The organism is Mycobacterium sp. VKM Ac-1816D (assembly GCF_000416385.1).
In the GTDB taxonomy this organism is placed as follows: domain Bacteria; phylum Actinomycetota; class Actinomycetes; order Mycobacteriales; family Mycobacteriaceae; genus Mycobacterium; species Mycobacterium neoaurum_A.
In genome coordinates this window covers 113,056-134,284 of sequence record NZ_AOHQ01000144.1, presented here as the reverse complement: position 1 = coordinate 134,284, position 21,229 = coordinate 113,056, and the positions used below count along the sequence as shown (strand labels likewise).

21 protein-coding genes and 1 other RNA gene are annotated in these 21,229 nt (G+C 65.5%); 11 read left to right on the top strand and 11 right to left on the bottom strand.

Annotated elements, in window-relative coordinates; translation table 11 throughout:
* Positions 1-11: 11 nt before the first annotated feature.
* Positions 12-1,145 (top strand): DNA cytosine methyltransferase, encoded by a 1,134-nt coding sequence (locus tag G154_RS22575; protein WP_234713076.1) that lies wholly within the window; start codon positions 12-14, stop codon positions 1,143-1,145.
* Here the strand turns inward: G154_RS22575 and G154_RS26135 are convergent.
* The gene (locus tag G154_RS26135; RefSeq protein ID WP_267885072.1) at positions 1,121-1,573 is read right to left on the bottom strand and encodes a very short patch repair endonuclease; all 453 of its coding nucleotides are present in this window, start codon (positions 1,571-1,573) and stop codon (positions 1,121-1,123) included. The genes G154_RS22575 and G154_RS26135 overlap by 25 nt on opposite strands.
* Between G154_RS26135 and G154_RS26595 the strand changes: the two genes are divergently transcribed.
* The 4 genes from G154_RS26595 (at position 1,558) to G154_RS22560 (ending at position 4,777) form a co-directional block, all read left to right on the top strand.
* Positions 1,558-2,055 (top strand): hypothetical protein, encoded by a 498-nt coding sequence (locus tag G154_RS26595; RefSeq protein WP_131701311.1) that lies wholly within the window; start codon positions 1,558-1,560, stop codon positions 2,053-2,055. The two genes, G154_RS26135 and G154_RS26595, sit on opposite strands and share 16 nt — an antisense overlap.
* Before the next feature lie 272 nt (positions 2,056-2,327).
* Positions 2,328-2,705 carry a hypothetical protein gene (locus tag G154_RS22570; protein WP_019514458.1) on the top strand — a complete coding sequence of 126 codons (378 nt, stop codon included), beginning with the start codon at positions 2,328-2,330 and terminating at the stop codon, positions 2,703-2,705.
* A 69-nt stretch (positions 2,706-2,774) separates the two neighbouring features.
* Positions 2,775-4,058: a hypothetical protein gene (locus tag G154_RS22565; protein WP_234713077.1), complete on the top strand. Its 1,284-nt coding sequence runs from the start codon at positions 2,775-2,777 to the stop codon at positions 4,056-4,058.
* Complete coding sequence (locus G154_RS22560) at positions 4,055-4,777, top strand: hypothetical protein (protein ID WP_019514456.1); 723 nt, start codon at positions 4,055-4,057, stop codon at positions 4,775-4,777. The genes G154_RS22565 and G154_RS22560 overlap by 4 nt, the downstream gene beginning before the upstream one ends.
* A gap of 89 nt (positions 4,778-4,866) precedes the next feature.
* On the opposite strand, the gene G154_RS22555 is transcribed toward G154_RS22560, so the two are convergent.
* The 3 genes from G154_RS22555 to G154_RS22545 all read right to left on the bottom strand — a co-directional run bounded on the left by G154_RS22555 (position 4,867) and on the right by G154_RS22545 (position 7,403).
* Positions 4,867-5,961, bottom strand: a complete 1,095-nt coding sequence (locus G154_RS22555; protein ID WP_019514455.1) for an acyl-CoA desaturase — start codon at positions 5,959-5,961, stop codon at positions 4,867-4,869.
* Between the two features lie 221 nt (positions 5,962-6,182).
* The gene (locus tag G154_RS22550) at positions 6,183-6,692 is read right to left on the bottom strand and encodes a hypothetical protein (RefSeq protein WP_019514454.1); all 510 of its coding nucleotides are present in this window, start codon (positions 6,690-6,692) and stop codon (positions 6,183-6,185) included.
* A 75-nt stretch (positions 6,693-6,767) separates the two neighbouring features.
* The gene (locus tag G154_RS22545) at positions 6,768-7,403 is read right to left on the bottom strand and encodes a TetR/AcrR family transcriptional regulator (RefSeq protein WP_019514453.1); all 636 of its coding nucleotides are present in this window, start codon (positions 7,401-7,403) and stop codon (positions 6,768-6,770) included.
* A gap of 186 nt (positions 7,404-7,589) precedes the next feature.
* Between G154_RS22545 and G154_RS22540 the strand changes: the two genes are divergently transcribed.
* Entirely contained in the window at positions 7,590-7,841 is a 252-nt protein-coding gene (locus G154_RS22540) for a hypothetical protein (RefSeq protein WP_019514451.1), read from the top strand.
* On the opposite strand, the gene G154_RS22535 is transcribed toward G154_RS22540, so the two are convergent.
* Positions 7,842-8,957 (bottom strand): PDR/VanB family oxidoreductase, encoded by a 1,116-nt coding sequence (locus tag G154_RS22535; RefSeq protein WP_110806982.1) that lies wholly within the window; start codon positions 8,955-8,957, stop codon positions 7,842-7,844.
* On the bottom strand, positions 8,954-9,859 hold the full coding sequence (locus G154_RS22530) for a metal-dependent hydrolase (RefSeq protein ID WP_045546498.1): 906 nt from the start codon (positions 9,857-9,859) through the stop codon (positions 8,954-8,956). Before G154_RS22530 ends, G154_RS22535 begins: the two co-directional genes overlap by 4 nt.
* A gap of 103 nt (positions 9,860-9,962) precedes the next feature.
* Between G154_RS22530 and G154_RS22525 the strand changes: the two genes are divergently transcribed.
* The 3 genes from G154_RS22525 to G154_RS22515 are packed head-to-tail and all read left to right on the top strand — an operon-like array spanning position 9,963 to position 11,682.
* Positions 9,963-10,472 (top strand): MarR family winged helix-turn-helix transcriptional regulator, encoded by a 510-nt coding sequence (locus G154_RS22525; RefSeq protein WP_045546485.1) that lies wholly within the window; start codon positions 9,963-9,965, stop codon positions 10,470-10,472.
* 33 nt (positions 10,473-10,505) lie between these two features.
* Positions 10,506-10,877 carry a nuclear transport factor 2 family protein gene (locus G154_RS22520; protein ID WP_023985510.1) on the top strand — a complete coding sequence of 124 codons (372 nt, stop codon included), beginning with the start codon at positions 10,506-10,508 and terminating at the stop codon, positions 10,875-10,877.
* 55 nt (positions 10,878-10,932) lie between these two features.
* The gene (locus tag G154_RS22515) at positions 10,933-11,682 is read left to right on the top strand and encodes an SDR family oxidoreductase (RefSeq protein ID WP_019514446.1); all 750 of its coding nucleotides are present in this window, start codon (positions 10,933-10,935) and stop codon (positions 11,680-11,682) included.
* Position 11,683: 1 nt separating this feature from the next.
* On the opposite strand, the gene G154_RS22510 is transcribed toward G154_RS22515, so the two are convergent.
* Positions 11,684-13,114 carry an SDR family NAD(P)-dependent oxidoreductase gene (locus G154_RS22510; protein ID WP_019514445.1) on the bottom strand — a complete coding sequence of 477 codons (1,431 nt, stop codon included), beginning with the start codon at positions 13,112-13,114 and terminating at the stop codon, positions 11,684-11,686.
* Between the two features lie 40 nt (positions 13,115-13,154).
* Positions 13,155-15,992 (bottom strand): RND family transporter, encoded by a 2,838-nt coding sequence (locus G154_RS22505; RefSeq protein WP_019514444.1) that lies wholly within the window; start codon positions 15,990-15,992, stop codon positions 13,155-13,157.
* Positions 15,993-16,154: 162 nt separating this feature from the next.
* On the opposite strand from G154_RS22505, the gene G154_RS22500 reads away from it, so the two are divergent.
* Both G154_RS22500 and G154_RS22495 read left to right on the top strand, forming a co-directional pair.
* The gene (locus G154_RS22500; protein WP_019514443.1) at positions 16,155-17,117 is read left to right on the top strand and encodes a DNA polymerase domain-containing protein; all 963 of its coding nucleotides are present in this window, start codon (positions 16,155-16,157) and stop codon (positions 17,115-17,117) included.
* A 45-nt stretch (positions 17,118-17,162) separates the two neighbouring features.
* On the top strand, positions 17,163-17,390 hold the full coding sequence (locus tag G154_RS22495; protein ID WP_019514442.1) for a hypothetical protein: 228 nt from the start codon (positions 17,163-17,165) through the stop codon (positions 17,388-17,390).
* Here G154_RS22495 and G154_RS22490 read toward each other — a convergent pair.
* The 3 genes from G154_RS22490 to G154_RS22485 form a co-directional block, all read right to left on the bottom strand.
* Positions 17,359-18,279, bottom strand: coding sequence for an alpha/beta fold hydrolase (locus tag G154_RS22490; protein WP_019514441.1), 921 nt, complete (start codon positions 18,277-18,279; stop codon positions 17,359-17,361). The genes G154_RS22495 and G154_RS22490 overlap by 32 nt on opposite strands.
* 168 nt (positions 18,280-18,447) lie before the next feature.
* Positions 18,448-18,816, bottom strand: a transfer-messenger RNA (tmRNA) gene (gene ssrA / locus G154_RS26130).
* 65 nt (positions 18,817-18,881) lie between these two features.
* Positions 18,882-21,155 (bottom strand): bifunctional diguanylate cyclase/phosphodiesterase, encoded by a 2,274-nt coding sequence (locus tag G154_RS22485; protein ID WP_023985509.1) that lies wholly within the window; start codon positions 21,153-21,155, stop codon positions 18,882-18,884.
* Between the last annotated feature and the right edge of the window lie 74 nt (positions 21,156-21,229).

Genomic DNA, 21,229 nt, shown 5'->3' with positions numbered 1-21,229 from the left:
CGCCGTGGTGCATGCAACGCGCGCCGGCTAGCATCTGTGGCATGCCGCGGGAAGACGTCACCACGGAGCCGCAGCCACAGATCATCGACCTGTTCGCCGGTCCGGGCGGCTTGGACGTCGGTGCGACATGGCTGGAGATCCCGGTAGAAGGCATCGAGTGGGATCCGAATGCGTGCGCCACCCGCCGTGCGGCCGGCCTCGTGACTCACGAGGGGGATGTCAGAGATTTCGGTCCCGACAGTTTCCCCGAAGCCAACGTGCTGACCGGCGGACCGCCGTGCCAGACGTTCACCGTCGCAGGCACCGGTTCGGGCAGGCAGGCCCTGGACCAGATCGTCGAGCAGGCCGAAGACATGGCGGCCGACCCAAGTGACGGAATCCCGCGCGGTGGGTTCGCAGACGACAGGACCGGGCTGGTCCTCGAGCCCTTGCGCTGGGCACTACTCGCCATGCGTGCGCGCCGGCCCTTCCGAGCAATCGTCCTCGAACAGGTCCCTGCAGTTCTTCCGGTCTGGGAGGTGTACGGCAGCATCCTCAGACGCAACGGCTACGGAGTCGCTTCGGGAATACTCCGGACGGAGGAGTTCGGTGTTCCGCAGACACGGCGACGGGCAATCCTGATCGCGCGACTCGGCGACGGGAGAGTGTCGCTGCCTGCGCCGACCCATCAAGCCTACCGGCGCAGCGGAGTAGAGCAGGGCGCGTTGGAGCTCAAGCCTTGGGTTTCGATGGGCGAAGCGCTGAACCATCGAGAACATTTCACCGTGATCTCGAATTACGGTAGCGGGGGGGATCCTCGCAACCGAGGCCGGCGCCGCTCCGATGAACCGTCGGCGACCATAACGGGAAAGGTGATGCGCAATCGCCTTCACCTGAAGGATGGCGACGAGGACCGCTTCACCTATCAGGAAGCGGGGAGACTGCAGACGTTCCCGCTCGATTATCCGTGGTCCGGTCTCGACATCGGGCAACAAATCGGAAACGCGATCCCGCCCCGCCTGGCGGTGCACGTTCTGGCTCACGCCCTCGACATCGAGTTGGATCTCGACGAGCTGGACCGAACGATCGATTCGTCATGGATGGACGGACGGCCTGTGCCGCTCGGCAGGCGACTCGCGGATCAGGTACCTGTCGCGCTGGATTGAGCGGACCGCTTCACCGCGCTAAGCTCTGCAAGCTTGGTGCAGATGGCATCGGCGCACGTACTTGGCCTCTCGTGCTCCCAGAACCGCAATACCGTCCAGCCACGATTGGTGAGCTCCAGATCGGTACGCCGGTCGCGCTGGATGTTTCCGTCGAGTTTCTCAGCCCACCACCTTCCATTCGCCTTGGGCCTGGTCGCATGAACGGGACATCCGTGCCAGAAGCAACCGTCGATGAAGACTGCCAGCCGCAAGCCCCGCCACAGAATGTCGGCCCTACATCGCATCCCCGGCTCGGGCGCGGCATTGACTCGATAGCGGATACCCCGCGAGTGCAGAATCTGCCTGACGAGCAGTTCTGGCTTGGTGTCGCGTCGACGCTGCCGACTCATACGGGACTGCACCGAGGCCGACGATGCGGCAGGCCTCACCGGTGCGGCCCTTCGACGTCATTGATCAGTTGAACGTCCACATGTGCAATCTGCCACCTGGCTGGATTGAACATACAAGTGACCCGATCCTTGCGAATGTTGTTGCCGTCGTTTGTACCATCCACCTCGTTCCGCGTTGCGGTGCGGACAGTCGTGACCGCCAGCCGGCGAAGGACTCAACCATGATTGCGGATCACAGCGAACGCTTCCCACTTGCACCCGACGCGCTGCCGAACATGGCATGCGGGGTGAACGGAGTCCCGTTCGAACAGATATTCCGACCTCAGTACTTTACAGCTGAGTGGAAGGGCGGCTCGCTGGCGGACGTGAGGGTCTGGGGACAGCGAGTGCTCAAAGACGGTTCGCTCGGCAAGCGGCATCTCGACCACCGATGGAAGCAATCTACGGCTGGGCCGGTCCGCCTTGCCGATCTGCCCGGACCGGTCGCGCAGAAGCTGCGAGAATTCGGTTGCACCTACTGAGACGATATCGATTCGGAACAGAAGTCTTCGCCCGGTCAAATCATCGTCGGTCACGGAACGCCCCCACCGCCGCATGGAATCTGAGTCCTGGTCACCGCCAACAGATCCCAACGCCAGCGATCTGGCGGGTGGCGGCCCCGACTGGGATGGCCACGGCTATCGCGGAAACAGCGCGCGAGCTTGTACATTCAACGGCGAGCCGGGAATCGGACACCGTCTGCACTTCACGCCGCGTCCCGGACACCGACACACGCCGCGAAGGCGCACGTTTCGTGCCTTTCAAATCCCTGTCGGCGGTCTATGAAATCAGTCATAACATTGAACAGGAAGAAACTGATTCGTTGGTCGAAGGACAGGGGGAACTGGTGTTAGTCGACCCGGAACTACTGCGGGCGTTCTCGCGTCAGGTGGAGACGGCATCCAGCGTCGTCACCAGCACCGAGGTCGGACTCAAGGCATCTACAGCAGCTGACGGACTACCTGGCTCGACCACCCAGTGGGCCGCGAGGCTCGTCGGTGAGCACCTGACCCAACGGTCGGACACAATCGCGGAGAACGTGGCAGGCATGGGAGTAGCGGTCCGCGGCGCAGGCGACCGGTACGAGGTGGACGACAATGCCTTGGCCAGTCAGTTTGACGGGTTGTTCTGATCGATGCTTCCGTCACGCCCGCGGTTACGCAGCTGGCGCCCCGAGACGCTCTCCCCTGCAGCATCGGCGTTGGATGATGCGGGCCAATCCGTGTACAAGGCGATACGAGATCTCGACGAACGAATCGACGCGATGCCCGAGTCGTCAGCGTGGTCAGGCCAAGCGCACGATGCGGCGTCGTCGATGTTTCGGCGCGCCACGGACACAGCCTCGAATCTCGCGCACTACAGCGAGGCGGTGGCGACCGCCTTTGATCGAGGCAGCGGTTCAATCGGAGGTGCTCGGACTTCCCTGTTGAGCCATGCTGATGAAATCGATGCTGGCGAGCTCCAAGTGACGGACATGTGGGTTGTGATCATCAAACCTGCTCGGGTCTCGGCAGAGAAAGCGGCAGCGTTGCTCGCGCAAGCACAAACAGAGCAAATCGAGATCAATCGGCTGTTGGTGGCTCTCGGGGATGCCGACAACGCGACAGCGTCAGCAGTTCAGTCCGCAGCACAACACTTTGGATTCACTCCGCCTGCACCCAATAGCTTTCCGGGCTTGGATCCGTCATCGGGGGCGCACCGGCCGGCCGACGAGGTGCCGAACCCGATGTCACTCGATGGACTCATTCAACAAGGTGTCATCCGCGATCACGACATGGCTCAGACTGTGCGTGAAAGCCATGCATGGACAACCAAAGACGGGCAACGGCGTAAGACATTGACGATGATGGACGGCAGCCGTCACGAGATCACCGAGTGGAACGAATACGCCCCCGCCGTTATCGACACGTACTACGACAGGCACGGGAACAAGATTTCAAGCACGTTCTCGCAAGACAAGACAAATTTCGACGGATCTAAGTTCACATCCATCACCTTTGCCGACGGTACCGAGGTCACCATGACTCAGACATCAGATGGCACTACCACTGGAGGAGTGATAGCTGCTGACGGGCGCCAGGGCGTCCTGCCAGATGCGTTCTTCACACATCCTTCGCTCACCATGGTCGGAGGTGCTTTGACCGGACTGGAAGAGCAGACGAAGCGTGGGATACCCATGCTGTCGCCCCAGTCGGTGGAAGACCTTGGAAAGGCCGCAAAATACGGCGGTCCGGCGTTGGGCGTAGCGACGGCGCTGTACGACACGGTTACCGCAAAGACATTTCACGATGCATGCGTTGCCAGTATTTCCGGAGGTGCAGGAGTCGGTGGCGGATACGTAGGTGGCACTTTGGCGGCGGCAGGAGTCTCAGCAGTAGGCATGCCCGAGCTCGCACCGGTATTCGCTGCAGGCGGAAGTATGGCCGGTGGATGGACATTCGGTTATGTCGGCGGCATTGTCGGCAACATAGTATGTCCCAAATGAAGCTCGTGCCGCTCGCCATTCTCTGTGGAGTCTTGTTCGGTCCGCTCGGCGCGCTCTGTATTGTGTGGGCGGTCATCAACATCGGACATGGTGAGCTGCTGACCGCCTTGACAGCAATCGGATTCGCGATGTTTTCCTTCGGTTTCATCGCCCCTTTCGTCAAGACGGTGCCAGGTAAAGTAGCACCACGCGGAGAGTTCGACGACGCGGGAACCACGGTCCGGCCGGACCGTGGGGTCGATGTGTCACTTCAGATCGCCCTTCTGGGCTTGACAATCGCCAGTGGCCTGACAGCGGCACTCGTTCCACTTGGGCTGGTGGAAATTCCAGTGCCGGAGCAATTGCGCTACGCCCTCCCGTTCGTCGCTGCGGTCGTTGCGCTGATGGGGGCACCGATCGTGTGGCGAACGCTACGCCGTGGCAGCCTCAAGTATCTTCGCCTCACGCCCAGTGGATTCATGGTCGCTCAGGGCTCGCGACCACAGAGCGGTGACTGGAAGCAGGTTGTCGACATCACAGGGACTCCCCCGAACCAAAATGCGCCCACCGCCGACGCAATTGCGATGGTGATGTCCGACGACAGCGTGATCTCGATGCCCGGCGCATCGTTCACTCCGGAGGGGAAACAGCTTCGTGAATGGGTTCGATTCTACTGGCTTCACCCGGACCTTCGCGAAGAACTCACTGACGAACGGGCCCTGAAGCGGCTTGCCGAGTGAAAGAACCCGACACTGCAGACATTTGGACCGCTTTTGTGACCGAGCAGTACGGCGGCGGGAGCGAACCCCAACCTCTCAGTAGAGTGCGGCTACCGCTTCAACCGTCCTACTGCCGCATAAACCCACCGCGGCACCGCCAACCCGTGAATGATCCGCTGCGTCCGGAACAGCTGCCGCGGCAGCGACGCCGAGTTGTACGGCAGGTCGTACTTCTCGCACAGCAGCCGCACCCGCTCACTCACCTCGGGCAGCCGGACACTAGGCAGGTCCGGGAACAGGTGATGCTCGATCTGGTAGCACAGATGCCCGCCCGAGATCGCCAGCACGGGACCGGCTTTGAAGTTCGCGGTGCCCAGTAGCTGTCGCAGGTACCACTCGCCCTGGGTCTCGTCCTTCACCACGGCGGGATCGAATGTCTCAGCGCCGTCAGGGATATGCCCGCAGATGATGTTGACGTACACCCACAGGTTGCGGATGGTGTTCGCGGTGAAGTTGGCCGTAAACGTCCGACGCCATCGCCGCCCGCTCAGCACGGGCAGGAAGACGTAGTCCTTGCTCAACTGCCGGGCGACCTTGCCGAAGAACGTGCGCCTCTCCCCCGCCATCACCGCCGGGTCGTCGCGCAGCTTCTCCGAATGCAGGCCGTGCAGAGCGATGCCCCACTCGAACATGGCCGCCAGCACGAAGTTTCGCAACGGCGTCGCCAGATACCACAGCCGCCACGGTTGGTCCTCGGTGACCCGCAACAGCCGGTAGCCGATGTCCTCATCCATGCCGAGCACATTGCTGTACACGTGGTGTCGATAGTTGTGCGAGTACCGCCACTGCGCCGACGCCCCGACCATGTCCCACTCCCAGGTGTTGGAGTGGATCTCCGGGTCGTTCATCCAGTCCCACTGACCATGGGAGATGTTGTGGCCGAGCTCCATATTCTCGATCGACTTCGCGTACGCCAACGCGCCCGTGCCGACCAGCCAGCCGGTCTTGGACTTGCTGCAGGCGATCACCAACCGCGCGGCGACATCCAGGGCGCGCTGGAAGTGGATGACGCGCCGGATGTAGGCCGCGTCCTTGGCACCGAGCGCATCCTCGATATCGCGGCGGATGACGTCGAGCTCGAACGCGATCTCCTCGACATCCGCGCTTGTCAGATGCAGGTAGGCAGGCACGTCGGCGATCGCCATGGAAGGTGTCCTCGGGTGAGTGCGGCGTGAGCGGCACATACCGGGCCACTTGTCAGGGTCAGACCGCAGTTTAGGGCGTCAGCCTGAACGGGAGGTAATCGACATCCGCCACCTCAGCAAACTTTGCCCCTGACCTGCGGAAGATCAGCTGAAGACGTTCTCAGCAAGGACCCGCAGAGTCGTCGCCTGCACAGGCCGACGCCCGCTCTCCGACGATTCGATCATTCTGCGAAGACAAACGGCTCCCAGTAGCCCATGTCAGCAATGGCAACGACCCCGAACTCGCGCACGCGTGGCGGCTGTCCTTCGCACAGCTCGTCGACCTTTGCGTTGAAGCGATACGTCGACACGGGTGTCGAGAGTCCGGGAGCGTCTAGCTGCCGCTGTTCCCCGCGGTCTTCGACGCTCACTAGTTGATACATACATCCACGAGCAGGCATGACCTCCTTGATGGAGGACCGCTGTTCGGAGGTCAACTGACCGTTGACCCTATGAACCGGAACCTGTTCCGGTTCATGCGTATTCAACCCGGCAACAAGGCGCGCTGCCCACTCGTTTTGCTTGTCAGATCCATACTCGCCGAGCGAGGGACCGTCAGGCTCTGACGAACGCCACAGCCACGACGCCACAGCCACCAACACGACAACAAGCAATGCGACCCAAGATGCGCGGGCGTGCGCCCGGTACCACTGCATCAGGCGCTCACCCCCGCCGCGATCCGCGAAGCACATCCCCCGAGTGCTCCGCGGATCGCGTCGAATGCCGGTCCGTGCGTACCCCTCGAACGCTGACCGGCCCGGCCGTGCCTAGTCCGACACGCCCGGGATGAACTGACCCCGGCGAATCAGCGAGGCGACCGCGGTGTCCCAGCGCAGCAGTTGCTCGGGCGTGTAGAACGGGGCCGGGATGTGCCGCTCGATGTGGTTACGCAGGATCATGGCGCCGACCCGCAGGATCAGCGGGTTGATGGCGCCCCAGATGGAGTCGAGGTCGGGCCGGACGAGCCCCTGGGCGGAGAATCCCTCACCCTGCGCGATGCTGATTTGCAGCAGCCCGTCGAAGATGACATTGCCGATCTCGTCACCCTGGCTCAGCGCGTGCGCGACGTAGTCGGTGACGTCGGGATACTTGTGAAAGAGCTCCGCGAATCGCCCGCGCAGCGCCTCGGATTGCTCGCCGGGCGGTTCTGGGAGCGGATCAGCCTCGAGAACCTCGCCGAACACCTTCAGCACGTGTTCGTCGACCGCCGAGATCAACCCGGCCTTATTGCCGAAGTAATGCTGAACCAGCCCGACGCTGACACCCGCCGAATCGGCAACAGTCCGGAGCGGGGTATGTGAAACGCCGTGCTGGGCAAAAGATTTCACGGCAGCGCTGATGATGCGCTCCCGGGTGGATGGCTCGACCGGGGCGGACGGACGAAGGAATACGGTGCCTGCCACCGTCCGACAATACAGCAGTGCGGCTAAACCATACAAGTGTCCAGCCTTGCAATATCGACATGGGGTACTGCAATATGCACATATGGTTCATCGCGGGGGCGATTCGGACGTATCCGAAGACATGGTTCATCAGCAGGCAATTGCTCGCGCCGGGCGCGTCTCGGCAAATCTAATCCAGAGTCGGATATGAATTCCGCTCTGCGGGAGCAGATCCAGTCGATATGCGATCTTCTGTACCGCGATCCGCACAACACGGAGGCGTTCGATCAGCTGCGCACGCTCCTCGGCATCGACGACCACCACCGCGTTGTGCCCCACGATAATTGGCAGCGGATGGTACAGAAGGCCTGCGACCGGCTGTTCGACGAGCCCGATAACGCCGACGCTCGCGATCTCCTGCTGGTGTTGCTGACCGCGGGCGCAGAACTCACGCCGTAGCTACAGGTCGAGCGTGAGCCGCTCACCGGGGAACCGCGCCCGCGACACACAGACCAGCATGTCGCCGGCGGCCCGCTGAGCCTCGGAGAGAATTACGTCGCGGTGCTCCACCTCGCCGGACGTGACCCGCTGCACGCAGGTCCCGCAGAAGCCCTGCTGGCACGAGTAACTGACATCCGGTCGGCTCTGCCGCAAAGCCGCCAGCGTGCTCTGATTTGCCGGCACCGCAACGACTTCGCCGCTGCTCAGAGCCACCTCGAACGGCGCCCCGTCCACCACCGGCAACGGGGAGAACCGTTCGACATGCAGTTCTGTGCCGATCGGCAAGGCCAGTCCGACCATCTCCATCATCGGCGGCGGGCCGCAGGCGTAGACCGCGGTCGACCCGTCGACGCCGTCGAGAAGGTCTGCAGCAGTGGGTAATCCGGCGTCATCGGAGCGCACCGTCACCTTGTCGCCGAAAGCGGCCAGCTCGCCCAAGAAGGGCAGACTGTCCAGGGACCGCCCCGTGTAGCGCAGCGTCCACGGCACCCCCTGCTGCTCGGCCAACCGGACCATCGGCAGGATAGGGGTGATGCCGATGCCGCCGGCAATGAAACGCAGCCGCGCGGCCCGCGATCCGGAGCCGGGCAGCGGCATCAGGAAGGCGTTGCGCGGGACGCTGACCTCCAGCTCCTGCCCCACCGCCAGCTGATGTACCTCCGCGGATCCTCCGAGACCGTCGGCGTTGTGCCGCACCGCAATCCGGTACTCATCCACCCGATCGGGGTCGCCGCACAGCGAGTACTGCCTGGTCCGTCCCGACGGCAAGTACACGTCGATATGGGCGCCGGCATGCCACCCCCGCAACGGCTCACCGTCGGCGGAGGCCAGCGTCAGCGCCACCACGTCGGGATCGCGGGCGACGATATCGCGTGCGGCCACCCGCATGGTCCGGCGGTTCACCGCCGCCGGCAACTCGGGCAGATCCTCATCGGCGGTGAGCCGCATGACCACCGAGAGGAAGTGCGGTACCGCCGCACCGGCAATGCGGATCAATCGGTCGGAGGTGGATCGATACAACCCGGGCGGCGGTTCGCCACTGTACGGTCGCAGCAGCCGCGACACTCGGCTCATGAAAAGGCGCGCGCTGCCGGGGAACTGGCCAGATACGCCACGGCTTGCGCCGTGCTGCCCTCATCGGCCGGGTTGTAGTCGCGTTTGAGCAAGGTCAGACCCGAACGCACCCAGAAGCCCAGTCCCGGGACGGCCCCGGCCTTGGCCGACTTGCGCAGTTTCCAGATTATCCGCGCATAGCCGAGATTGGGCAGCGCCGGGTCGGCCCGCACGATGAATTTCAGACCGCGCAGCAGCACGATCGGCAACGCCGCACTGACCATCAGCCCGGCCGCGGCCTGGGCGATGTAATCCATGCCGAAGTACTTGGCCACGTTGTAGGACACGTGGCGGTGTTCGACCTCTTCGGCGCCGTGCCAGCGGTAGAGATCGGACAGGATCGGATCGACGTCGAGCTCATCCCAGTTGTTGTTCAGCGCCCACGACCCGAGTACACCGGTGAAGTGTTCGGCCGCACTCAGGGCGTGCGTTCCCGAGGCGATCGCCTTGCGCCTGTCGGCCGCACTGGCGCGGGCCAGCCGCTGGTCGTACTGCGAGACGACCCACTCCAGCTGGACTAGGAAAGGTCCCGGATCGATCCCGTGCCGGCGCAGGTAGTCGACGAGCACCTCGTCGTGGGTCTTGGCGTGCACGGCCTCCTGGCCGATGAAGCCGATGATCTCCTCACGCAGGTGATCATCGCGGACATACTCCAGCGCATCGGCCAGCAGTTTGCTGAACCAGCGCTCGGCGACCGGCAACAACAGGTTCAGTGCGGTGGCCGAGTGCGAGGCGTACGGATCGCCGGGTATCCAGTGCAGCGGAGGCGTCGACCAATCGAACTGGACGTTTCGCGGACGCAGCGCGATCTCGTCCGGGGCAAACGCATCGGCCGCGCTCAGGTTGGCGCGGATTTCAGACATCACATCATGCTGCCCGTTGATCTTGTAACTGAAACATCGGCGAGCAAACGCTGCGCGTACCGGATACCGCCGAACCGTGCACTGGGGCGGCATACTCGGCGGCGTGGCGACGAAGCGGGACACATCACGAAACGGCCGGTCGGCATGGCTGACCCCCGAACAGCAGCGCGCCTGGGTCGCCTTCATGCGTGTCCAGCTGCGGATGGACTACGAGATGAACCGGCAGCTGCAGGCCGATTCCGGGCTGTCGCTGTCGGATTACCACGTGCTGGTGGCCCTGAGCGGCGCTGCCGAGGACGGTATGCGGGTGGGTGATCTGGCCGCCCATATCGGCTGGGAGCGCAGCCGGGTGTCCCATCAGTTGCGTCGGATGGAACAACGCGGACTTACCCGGCGCGAAGCCGGCACCGAGGATGCCCGCACCACGAACGTGGTGCTGACCACCCAAGGCCGGGCGGCCATCGAGGAGGCCGCGCCCGCGCACGTCGACCTGGTCCGCCGGCTGTTCTTCGACGCGCTGCCCGCTCCCCTGCTGGCGCCGTTCACCACCGCCCTGGAACATATCCACGTCAATCTCAATCTGAACAGTTCGCTGCCGCCCACACCGCACTAGAATGGTGATTTGTCACCCAATGAGGAGGCTCCGATGAGCGCTACCGTCAGCGACCTGATGCAGGCGAACCTGCTCGCCGTCTTCAACGAGCGCGACCCGCGGGCGCGCGCCGACGCCATTGTCGCCACCTACGCCGAAGAAGTCCGATGGACCGACGACGAGGGCGTCGTCACCGGGCATGACGCCCTCAATAGCAAAGCGGCTCAACTGCAAGCGGGCCTGACCGGTATGCACTTCACGGCGGCAGGACCGGTCCGCCAGACCCGCGGCTTCGGCTTCCTGGCCTGGGAGGTGCGCCGCGACGAGGACGATGTCGCGGTGATGACCGGATTCGACGTCGCCCTGATCACCGACGGGCACATCACCGACCTGTGGACGGTGCTGACCGGACCACCCACGGAATAGGTGATACGTCACGTAACGTTCTGATCGTCGTAGCACTTCGACGAAAGGAACGATCATGGGACAGCTCGACGGCAAGACAGCGCTGGTGACCGGCGGCACCTCCGGCATCGGCCTGGCCGGCGCCAAGCGATTCGCCGCCGAGGGCGCCGAGGTCTTCGTCACCGGACGCGATCGCACCCGCCTCGACGAGGCCGTCGCCGCCATCGGCCCGCGCGCCCACACGGTGCAGGGCGATATCAGCAAGGTCGCCGACCTGGACATTCTCGCCGACGCCATCACCGCGGCCGGACGCGGACTGGACGTTCTCTACGCCAACGCCGGTGGTGGCGACTTCGCGACGCTGGCCGAGGTGACCGAACAGCACTACCGCGACAACTTCGATCGCAATGTCGCCGGCACGGTGTTCACCGTGCAGAAGATGCTCCCCCTGCTCAACGACGGCGCATCGGTCATCCTGACCGGATCCACGGCCGCCACCGAGGCGACCCCCAGCTTCGGCCTCTACGCGGCATCCAAGGCAGCCATCCGCTCACTGGGACGCACCTGGGCCGCCGAACTGGCCAACCGCAACATCCGGGTCAACACCATCGTCCCCGGCCCCATCGAGACGCCCGGCCTGACCGGATTGGCCGGCGACGCCGAGCAGGAGAAGGCGCTGTTGGACGGTCTGTCCGCCGGTGTGGTGCTGCACCGCCTCGGCCATGTCGACGAAATCGCCTCGGCCGTCCTGTTTTTGGCCACGGACCAGAGCAGCTATATGACCGGAGCCGAACTGGCGGTGCACGGCGGGAAGCTACAGATCTGAGTCACCAGTCGGCCTTGGCGTAATCCTTGAGGAAGCAACCGTGGAGGTCCTCGCCGGCCTCACCCCGCACGATCGGGTCATACACCCGGGCGGCACCGTCGACCAGGTCGAGCGGGGCGTGGAAACCCTCCTCGGCCAGCCGGAGCTTGGTCGGGTGCGGGCGCTCGTCGGTGATCCAGCCGGTATCGACCGCGGTCATCAGGATGCCGTCGGTCTCCAGCATCTCGGCGGCGCTGGTGCGGGTGAGCATGTTCAGCGCGGCCTTGGCCATATTGGTGTGCGGGTGGCCCGGCCCCTTGTACTTGCGGCCGAACTGACCTTCCATCGCCGAGACGTTGACGACGTACTTGCGCCGCGCCGCGGCCGCCGCCATCGCCGGGCGCAACCGGCTGACCAGGATGAACGGTGCGGTCTGGTTGCACAGCTGCACCTCGAGCAGTTCCATCGCGTCGATCTCGTCGACATGCTGGGTCCAGCTGTTCACCGACGCGGTATCCGGCAACAACCCGCCGGCGTCGATAGCGGTGCCCGCGGCGATGCGCTCCGGGGAGGCGCTGCGGGCGGCCAGCGCCAGCTGGGTGAGTGCGTGCGGGGTCTGGTGCTCGCCCAGGCTGCCGGTCAGGGCCGCCGGGTGCGCGTCGCTGACCCGGTCGAAGGAGATGACGTCGACCAGTTTGGAGACCAGTTCCGGCGGCGGGGTGCGCTCGGCCTCGACCAGCGCCGAGTACGAGCCCGGCGAGCGGCGCACGGTCTGGGCGGCATTGTTGATCAGGATGTCGAGCGGCCCGGCGGCGGCGACGGTATCGGCCAGCGCGACGACCTGGGCCGGGTCACGCAGGTCGATACCGACGACCCGCAGCCGGTGCAGCCAGTCCGCGCTGTCCTCCATCGCCGCGAAACGGCGCACCGCATCGTTGGGGAAGCGGGTGGTGATGGTGGTGTGCGCCCCGTCTCGGAGCAGCCGCAGCGCGATGTACATGCCGATCTTGGCGCGCCCCCCGGTGAGCAGGGCCCGCCGTCCGGTCAGATCGGTACGGGCATCGCGCTTGGCGTGGTTGAACGCCGCGCACTCGGGGCAGAGCTGATGGTAGAAGGCGTCGACGACGGTGTGATGCTTCTTGCAGACGTAGCAGGCCCGGCTGCGCAGCAGGGTGCCCGCCGAGGCGCCGGCGGTGGCAGAGACCAGCGGCAGGCCGGCGGTCTCGTCGTCGATGCGCCCGGGCGCTCCGGTGGCGGTGGCGGCGATGACGGCGCGGTCGGCGGCGGCCACCTCGTCACGCTTGGCAGCTCGGCGGGCCTTGCGCACCGACTTGAAGATCCCGGCGGTGGCGCGGCGCACGGCCACGGCATCGGGGTGCTCAGGGGGTAATCCCTCGACGTCGGCGAGCACCTGCAGGCAGGTGGCCAGCTTGTCGGGGTCGATCGCGTTCACCGAGGTAGCGTACGGGCTCTGCCCTGCTGAGCGGGAATCGTCAGACCCTGACGCCGCTGTCGGCCAGCCGGCGACGGGAGGCCTCCGACCGGATGATCTTGGGCCACCAGAACCAGCGGCCCAGCAGCGCGGCCACCGCGGGCGTCATGAACGAGCGCACCACCAGGGTGTCGAACAACAGCCCCAGCGCGATGGTCGTACCGACCTGTGCCATCACCGTCAGGTCACTGAACGCGAACGAGGCCATGGTGAACGCGAACACCAGCCCCGCCGAGGTGACCACCGAACCGGTGCCCGCCATCGCCCGGATGATGCCGGTCTTCAGCCCACCGTGCAGCTCCTCCTTGAACCGGCTCACCAGCAGCAGGTTGTAATCCGAGCCGACAGCGAGCAGCAAGATCACCGACATCGGCAGCACCATCCAGTGCAGTTCGAGGCCGAGCACGTGCTGCCACAGCAGCACCGACATGCCGAAGGATGCCCCGAGGGACAGCAACACCGTGCCGACGATGACGGCCGCCGCCACCAGGCTGCGGGTGATCAGCAACATGATCACGAAAATCAGCGCAGACGCAGCAATTCCGGCGATCACCAGATCCCACTGCGCACCGTCGTGCATGTCCTTGTAGGTGGCCGCGGTCCCGGCGAGGAACACCTTCGATCCCTCCAACGGCGTGCCCTTGATGGCCTCGCGGGCGGCCTGTTTGATCGGGTCGACGTGGGCGATGCCCTCCGGAGTGGCCGGATCACCGTCGTGACTGATGATGAACCGCACCGACTTTCCGTCCGGTGAGATGAAGTTGTCCATCCCGCGCTTGAAGTCCTCGTTGTCGAAGGCCTCCGGCGGAAGGTAGAACGTGTCGTCATTGCGGGCATCGTCGAACGCCTCCCCCATGGCGCTCGAGTTCTCCTGCATGGCCGAACCCTGGTCCTGCATACCCTTCTGGGTCTGATACATCAGCAGCATCGACTCTCGGGTGCTCTTCAGCACCTCGATGTTCTGCGGCATGATCTCGGCCAACTGCGGCATCAGGGTGTCCAGATGCTGCAGGTCCGGGAGTACGGTCTCGATATCGGTTGTCAGCACGTCGATTCCGTCGAGCGTGTCGAACACCGAGCGCAGCGCATGGCAGGCCGGGATGTCGTAACAGTGCGGCTCCCAGTAGAAGTAGTTGCGCAGCGGACGCATGAAATCGTCGAAGTTGGCGATGTAGTCGCGCAGATCGGCCGTGTCGGCGGTCAGATTCTCGGTCTTCTCGACCATCGAGTGCGTGACGTCGGCCATCTGTTGGGTGACGGCCGCCATCTGCTCCATCGTCTCGATATTGGTCTGCATATCGTCGGCCTGGCGCAACATGTCCGCGAACTGGTCCTCGCGGTACTTCTCGTTCATGGTCTGGGTGGCGCCCTGCTGGCTGAGCATGAACGGAATCGTGGTGTGCTCGATGGGTTTCCCGTTGGGCCGGGTGATGGTCTGCACCCGCGCGACGCCGGGCACGGCCAGGATCGACTTCGCGATCTTGTTGATGACCAGGAAGTCCGCCGGGTTGCGCAGGTCCCGGTCGCTTTCCACCATCAGCAGTTCGGGGTTCATCCGGGCGGCGCCGAAATGCCGCTCGGCGGCCGCATATCCGACGTTGGCCGTCAGATCGGTGGGCAGGTAACGACGGGCATCGTAATTGGTCTTGTAGCCGGGCAGGGTGACCAGGCCGATCAGCGCCAACGCCAGCGTCGCCACCAAGACCGGTCCTGGCCAGCGCACCACCGTAACCCCGATGCGCCGCCACCCCCGCGACCGGATGGCCCGCTTGGGTTCGAAACGCCCGAACCGGCTGCCGATCGTGATGACCGCGGGCCCCAGCGTCAGCGCCGCGAGCACCGCCACCAGGGTGCCGATCGCACACGGCACACCCATGGTCTGGAAATAGGGCAACCGGGTGAACGACAGGCACAGCATGGCCCCGGCGATGGTCAGCCCGGAGCCCAGCACCACATGCGCGGTCCCGCCGAACATGCTGTAGTAGGCGGGCTCTCGGTCCTCACCGGTGCCGCGTGCCTCCTGATAGCGCCCGACGGCGAAGATCGCATAGTCCGTGCCCGCGGCGATGACCATCAGCGTCAACAGGTTCACCGCGAAGGTCGACAGCCCGATGAGCCCGGAGTTCGCCAGAAACGCCACGATGCCGCGGGCGGCGCCGAGTTCGACGAACACCATCAGCAGGATCAGGATGGTGGTGCCGACGGACCGGTACACGATCAGCAGCATCGCCAGGATGACCCCGAGGGTGATCATCGTGACCAGGAAGATGCTCTTGTCCCCGGCATGGTGCTGATCCGAGATCAGCGGTGCGCCACCGGTGACGAAGACGTGCAGGCCCGGCGGCGGCGGGTTCTGCGCGACGATATCGCGGACGGCGGCCACCGATTCGTTGGCCAGCGTCTGGCCCTGGTTGCCGTGCAGGTAGAGCTGGACGTAGGCGGACTTGCCATCGGCGCTCTGCGCGCCCGCCGCGGTGAGGGTGTCACCCCAGAAGTCGGCCACGTGCTGGATGTGGGCGGGGTCGGACTCGAACCTGTCGATCAGGCCGTCGTAGTAGCGGTGCGCCTCGTCACCGAGTGGCTCGTCGCCCTCCAACACCACCATGGCGTTGGAATCGGAGTCGAACTCCTCGAAGTTGGCGCCGATGCGCTTCATCGCGATCATCGACGGCGCATCCTGGGCGCTCAGCCCGACGGTGTTGGCCTCGCCGACCTCTTCCAGGGACGGAACCAGCACATTGGTGGCCACCACGATGGCGAGCCAGGCCAGCACGATCGGCACGGCGAGCGTGCGGATCAGCTGGGCAATTCTCGATCGCTGGCCATTGCTGGCATTCATCCGATGGCCCCGTCACTGTTACAGAATCGCTACTGCGCGTAACTTACGTAGCCCGTTTAACCATGACAACTCGTGGACCGAACTGACAGCAAACTCACAGCTTCATTCGACGAGCTCGTCGAGAGCGCCAGCCCGGGCCCGATCCTGTGGTGGAGTGGAGTGATGACCGCGGACGAGCAGCGTGCCGGCGTCGAGCTGACCAACCTGGATCAGCCGCTCGGGCCCGACGCCGGAGCCACCAAGCGCGACCTGGTGGACTACCTGGACGCGGTCGCCGACCGGATTCTGCCCGTGCTGACGGATCGGCCGCTGACGGTGCTACGGGCATTGCGCGGCCGGGCACCGTTCATGCAGAAGAACGTCCCCAAGTACACGCCGGACTGGGTGAAGACGGTCCCGGTGTGGGCCGCGGCGTCGCACCGCGAGATCCACTACGCGCTGTGCGACGACCGGCGCACGCTGCTGTGGCTGGCCAACCAGCGGGCAATCGAATACCACCCGGCGCTGGGGTTGGCCGCCGACATCTACCGCCCCACCCATCTGATTCTGGACCTCGACCCACCCGACGGTGCGGACTTCGCCGCGGTGGTGGCGGTGGCGCTGCTGGTCCGCCAGGCCCTGGCCGATTCGGGTTTGACCGGCGCCGTGAAAACCAGCGGCTCGCGCGGAGTGCACATCTTCGTGCCGCTCACCGAGGACGCGGCCGGCGACGATGTTGCCGCCGCGACCCGGGCTCTCGCGGCGCGCGCCGAGGCCCTCGATCCGTCCATCGCCACAACGGCTTTCATCGTCGAGGACCGGGCGGGCAAGGTGTTCGTCGACGCCACCCGCTCCGGTGGGGCGACGGTGGCGGCCGCCTACAGTCCGCGCTTCAAACCGGGCATCCCGGTGTCGTTTCCGGTGTCCTGGTCGGAGCTGCCCGAGGTACACCCGTCCGATTTCACCGTGCGCACCGCACTCGAGCGCCTCGGCGACGGCGATCCCTGGGCGGCCGAGATGCCCGCGCCGCAGCGATTGCCTGCCGATCTGATCGCGCAGGGCCACACCATCCCGGTGGCGCGGGTCGCCGCCATGCACGAGGGCAAACGGCGGGCCAAGGCGCGACGCGAGCAGGGCTCGGTTTGATCACAAGCATTGCCCTGCGGTGCCCGCCGCTGTTGGACTGGGCAGGTGTGGACACTGGCGCTGATCGTGGTGGTCGCCGCCGCGGCCGCGGCGGGCGGTTACGCCGTCGGCAGGCGTAGCCAGACGCGCACCCGCCGGGTGTTCCTGGTCGGTTTTCTCTTCGGGTCGGTGGCGGGCGCTCCGGTGCGGCGTCGGCTGATGCGCCTGGTCGCGGCGCGCCGGTCGGTGGTGCGTGGTCCGGTCAGACCGCTGATTGCTGCGCAGCGCCGATGAAGTCGACGCCGGCGTTGATCGCCGCGCGGTGCCGCAGAATCCGGTAGTGCGCCAGCCTGCCGAGACCGCGGGTGGTGACCAGTTCCGCGTCGGGCCAGTCGTCGATGAGCGCCTTGCTGTAGTGGTACGGCGCGTCCGGGTCATCGGGGTCGTGAATGACCAGCAGCGGTGTCGGGGTCTGCAGGTTGGACCCGATGACCCCGAGATCGGTGTCGAACAGCGGCATTTTGATGCGCTTGCTGAGCCGGCGGTGCAGACCGTCGCGGATGCGCGGCCCGAATCCGTGCCGCTCGGCGAACAGGTCCAGATAGAACCCGAAGTCACCCATCGGCGCCAGGAACACCATGCGCTCGATCTCGGTGCCACGGGCCAACGCCAACGCGGCGGCCTTGGCGCCCAGCGAGTGCGCGATCACCGCGCGGGCGGGCCCGTGTGTGCGGACGACGGCGCGGAACGCCTCGGTGCACTCCACGAGATGCGTGCGTCCCTCGGCCAACGAACCGGTCTCGGAGTCGTTGTGCGCGGGCAGGTCGAAGGCGATGACGCGGTGCCCGGCATTGACCAGTGGCTTGACGAAAACCCCGAGGTGGGCGCGGCAACCGCCCCAGCCGTGCACCAGGTAGACCGCGGGCCCCTCGCCCCAGGCCTCGCCCGCGATGCGATGCCCGTCCCAGAAGGCCTCGATCGGCTCACTGGGCGGCACCCCGGGCGGCATCCGCAGGCTGGCGTCGACCTGCGGCGGGGTGCACCACAGCTCGGTGGCCCACTTGGCGCCGATCGCGGGCGCGAACCGCTCCAGCAGGCCGAGGGCCCGGCGGATGCGCGGTTCGACCGGCGGCTCGATACCCGAACCGGCCTGATCCCCGGACTGCGCGCTGTCGCCGACCATCAACTGTCCCCTCGCCCCATGCCGCCGATCCTAATTGCACCAGGCTGGTGCCCTGGCAAACTGTGCGTCACCGAACGGAGTACTGCGCCGCGCGTATGGCGCCGGCAGTCGGCGCACGAGTCAGGTGAGCGCACGAAAAAGGCCCGGACCTCGCGGTCCGGGCCTTTCTTGTGGAGCTGCCGGGAATTGAACCCGGGTCCTACGGCATTCCCTCAAGACTTCTCCGTGCGCAGTTCGCTAAGTCTCTACTCGGATCTCCCGGTCACGCGAACAAGCCGAGATGACGATCCCAGTCGCTGTTTGATGTCCCCACGGGTCCCGCGACCGAACCCGTGGGTGGGTCCCTCTAGCTGATGCCAGGGTCCGGGCCGAGGGCGCTCCCGGTCTGACAGACACACCGTCGCTTAGGCAGCGAGGGCGTAGTCGCGCTGATTGGAATCGGCGCTTAATTGGTTGCAACGACGCTTACGGTGGTCTCTTGCCTGCACCGGCACGCTTCCCTTGATTCGATGCGCGAAGTCGAAACCGTTCAGCCCCTCGCACCCCCGCCGAGGTTCGGCAGGACTTTCCATACTAACGGTTTCTACAACCCAGGCCAGCCATTAAATAGTCCGCACGGCACGGCGCTGCATCTCGGCCAGCTCGGACATCGGCACCGGACGCCCGAACAGGTACCCCTGACCGAACCGTCCGCCGGCGCGGCAGACCATATCGGCCTGGTCGTCGGTCTCGATTCCTTCGGCGATCACCTCGAAGCCGAGCTCGCCGCACAGGTTGATCACCGAGCGGTAGAGCGTCAGGTCCCGGCCGGCGTCCATATCCGAGGCCAGCGTCCGATCCAACTTCACGATGTCCACCGGCAGGCAGTGCAGGTAGAGCAGCGAGTTGAAGCCCGAACCGAAATCATCGAGGGCAACCTTCACGCCAAACTCCCCGAACCGGGTGATCTGCGTCGCGGCCTTGTCCAGATCGACGATCGGTTCGGTCTCGGTGATCTCCAGGATCAACCGTCCGCGCGGGATCTCGTGGCGTTGCAGCACCTCACGGACCACCTGATCGAAACCCGGCGTGCCCAGCCTGGCCCCGCCGATGTTGACGTGGATGTCCAGGTCGATCCCGGCCGCGCGCGCCTCGCCGCACGCCATGTCGAGCACCAACGAATCGAGTTCGGCGCCCATGCCCGCCGCTTCGGCATCGGCGACGAATGTCTCCGGCGATATCTCGACACCATTGCCCGCCGTCCAGCGGGCCAGCGCCTCCACGGCCACCAGCTCTCCACCTGGCAGGGCCACCACCGGCTGGTAGACCAGCCGGAAACCCTTCGGCGGCGCGCCCAGCGCCTCGCGCAGCATCGTCGGGAAGTCGACCACCGCGCCGGCGAGCGGGTTGTAGACCACGGCGGTGTTCTTACCCATCCGCTTGCCGGCATACATGGCGACATCAGCCTGACGCAGCAGGCTGTCCGAGGTCTGCGACAGGCCGTCGGCATCCGGGCGCACCAGTCCCATGCTGGCCTTGACGCGCACCGATGATCCGTGCACGGGGAACGGGTCACGCAAGGCGAGGCGCAGGCGGTCGGCGGCGCCTTCCAGTTCGGCGTCGGCCTCACCATTGCTGACGATCAGCACCGCGAACTCGTCGCCGCCCACCCTGGCCAGGGTGTCGCGCTCGCCGATGCCGCGCGACAACCGCTCCCCCACCGCGCGCAACAACTCGTCGCCGGCGGCGTGGCCGAATCGGTCGTTGACCTCCTTGAAATCGTCGAGGTCCAGGAAGATCAACACGAACTTGCCACGTGCCATCGCCTCGTCGAGGCGCTTGGCGAATAGGGTCCGGTTCGGCAGTCCGGTGAGCGGATCATGATGCACCTGATGGGCAAGCCCGCGCTGCGCCCAGAACAGCCACTGGGTCAGCGAGCGCTCGGCGCGTGTCGCGACCACCTGGCGGCTGGCCACCAACACGACCATGGCGATGGTCAGGAATGCCGCGAGCGCGGACACCTCACGATCGATGTAGAGGTGGTAGGCGAACAGCACCGCCACACCAAGAAAACCCATATAGGGCAACAGCAGGTGCGGCCAGTCCTGGCGACGCAGCACGTCGACTTCGCGCGCCGGCGTCGTCGGCAGGAACGCAAACGCGGTGAGCACCGGGCCGACGATCAGTCCGATGCCGACCCAGAGTTCGGCCTCGATGCGGTCGACCGACCGCACGTAGGCCAGCATGCGGTTGGACACGCCCATCAGCAGCAGTCCACCGGCCAGCAGCATGTAATTGGTCCGGTTGGGCCTGCCGGCGTCGTAGATCATCGCGATCAGGACGATGACGCCGATGACGCCGATCTCGGCACCGATGAAGACGACGTCGAGCACCCGCATGGCCGGGCTGGCGGCCTCGAATCTGGTGCCCAGGTCGCTCATCGCGGCCAGGATGAGGAAGGCGACCGCGGCAATCACCCCGTCGAGCACGTTGGTGACCAGCGACTGCCGGAGCGGGCTGGCCGCGGGCGCGCGAATCCCGCCGCTGGATCGCGCCAGCAGGATCACCGAGGTGAAGACCAGCACGGGTAAGGCCAGGAAGATCGCGCGGGCCAGCATCGGCGCCCAGTCGGCGACGTGCACCTGCCACAAGGCTTGGCCGAGCACCCAGGTGAACAGCGCGAGCACAAACGACACTCGCCACCAGCGTTCGAGACCATGTTCCCGGGCCGCGGTGAGCACGCCGACGACAATGGCGCCGACACCAACGCTCACCTGCAGGATCAACTCGACACGATCGGCGACGGCGGCGCCGAACGGCGCGCAGGCATTGATGGCCGCGAGGATGACGACGCCCCCGAGGACGAGGGCACATAGACGCGAGCGTCGCACCGTCACCCGTCCTCCCGTGCGTCTTGACGCGTGGGCGAACTATATCCCTGTATTGCCCGCGAACCGGGGAAATGGGATCA

Coding starts and splice junctions, on each gene's coding strand:
- G154_RS22490 (WP_019514441.1), bottom strand. CDS start 18,279: ATGGTCGGCGACAGCGCGCAGTCCGGGGATCAGGCCGGTTCGGGTATC.
- G154_RS22540 (WP_019514451.1), top strand. CDS start 7,590: ATGAATTCCGCTCTGCGGGAGCAGATCCAGTCGATATGCGATCTTCTG.
- G154_RS22520 (WP_023985510.1), top strand. CDS start 10,506: ATGAGCGCTACCGTCAGCGACCTGATGCAGGCGAACCTGCTCGCCGTC.
- G154_RS22555 (WP_019514455.1), bottom strand. CDS start 5,961: ATGGCGATCGCCGACGTGCCTGCCTACCTGCATCTGACAAGCGCGGAT.
- G154_RS22560 (WP_019514456.1), top strand. CDS start 4,055: ATGAAGCTCGTGCCGCTCGCCATTCTCTGTGGAGTCTTGTTCGGTCCG.
- G154_RS22550 (WP_019514454.1), bottom strand. CDS start 6,692: ATGTGCTTCGCGGATCGCGGCGGGGGTGAGCGCCTGATGCAGTGGTAC.
- G154_RS22505 (WP_019514444.1), bottom strand. CDS start 15,992: ATGAATGCCAGCAATGGCCAGCGATCGAGAATTGCCCAGCTGATCCGC.
- G154_RS22575 (WP_234713076.1), top strand. CDS start 12: ATGCAACGCGCGCCGGCTAGCATCTGTGGCATGCCGCGGGAAGACGTC.
- G154_RS22515 (WP_019514446.1), top strand. CDS start 10,933: ATGGGACAGCTCGACGGCAAGACAGCGCTGGTGACCGGCGGCACCTCC.
- G154_RS22535 (WP_110806982.1), bottom strand. CDS start 8,957: ATGAGCCGAGTGTCGCGGCTGCTGCGACCGTACAGTGGCGAACCGCCG.
- G154_RS22530 (WP_045546498.1), bottom strand. CDS start 9,859: ATGTCTGAAATCCGCGCCAACCTGAGCGCGGCCGATGCGTTTGCCCCG.
- G154_RS22500 (WP_019514443.1), top strand. CDS start 16,155: ATGACCGCGGACGAGCAGCGTGCCGGCGTCGAGCTGACCAACCTGGAT.
- G154_RS26595 (WP_131701311.1), top strand. CDS start 1,558: ATGCGGCAGGCCTCACCGGTGCGGCCCTTCGACGTCATTGATCAGTTG.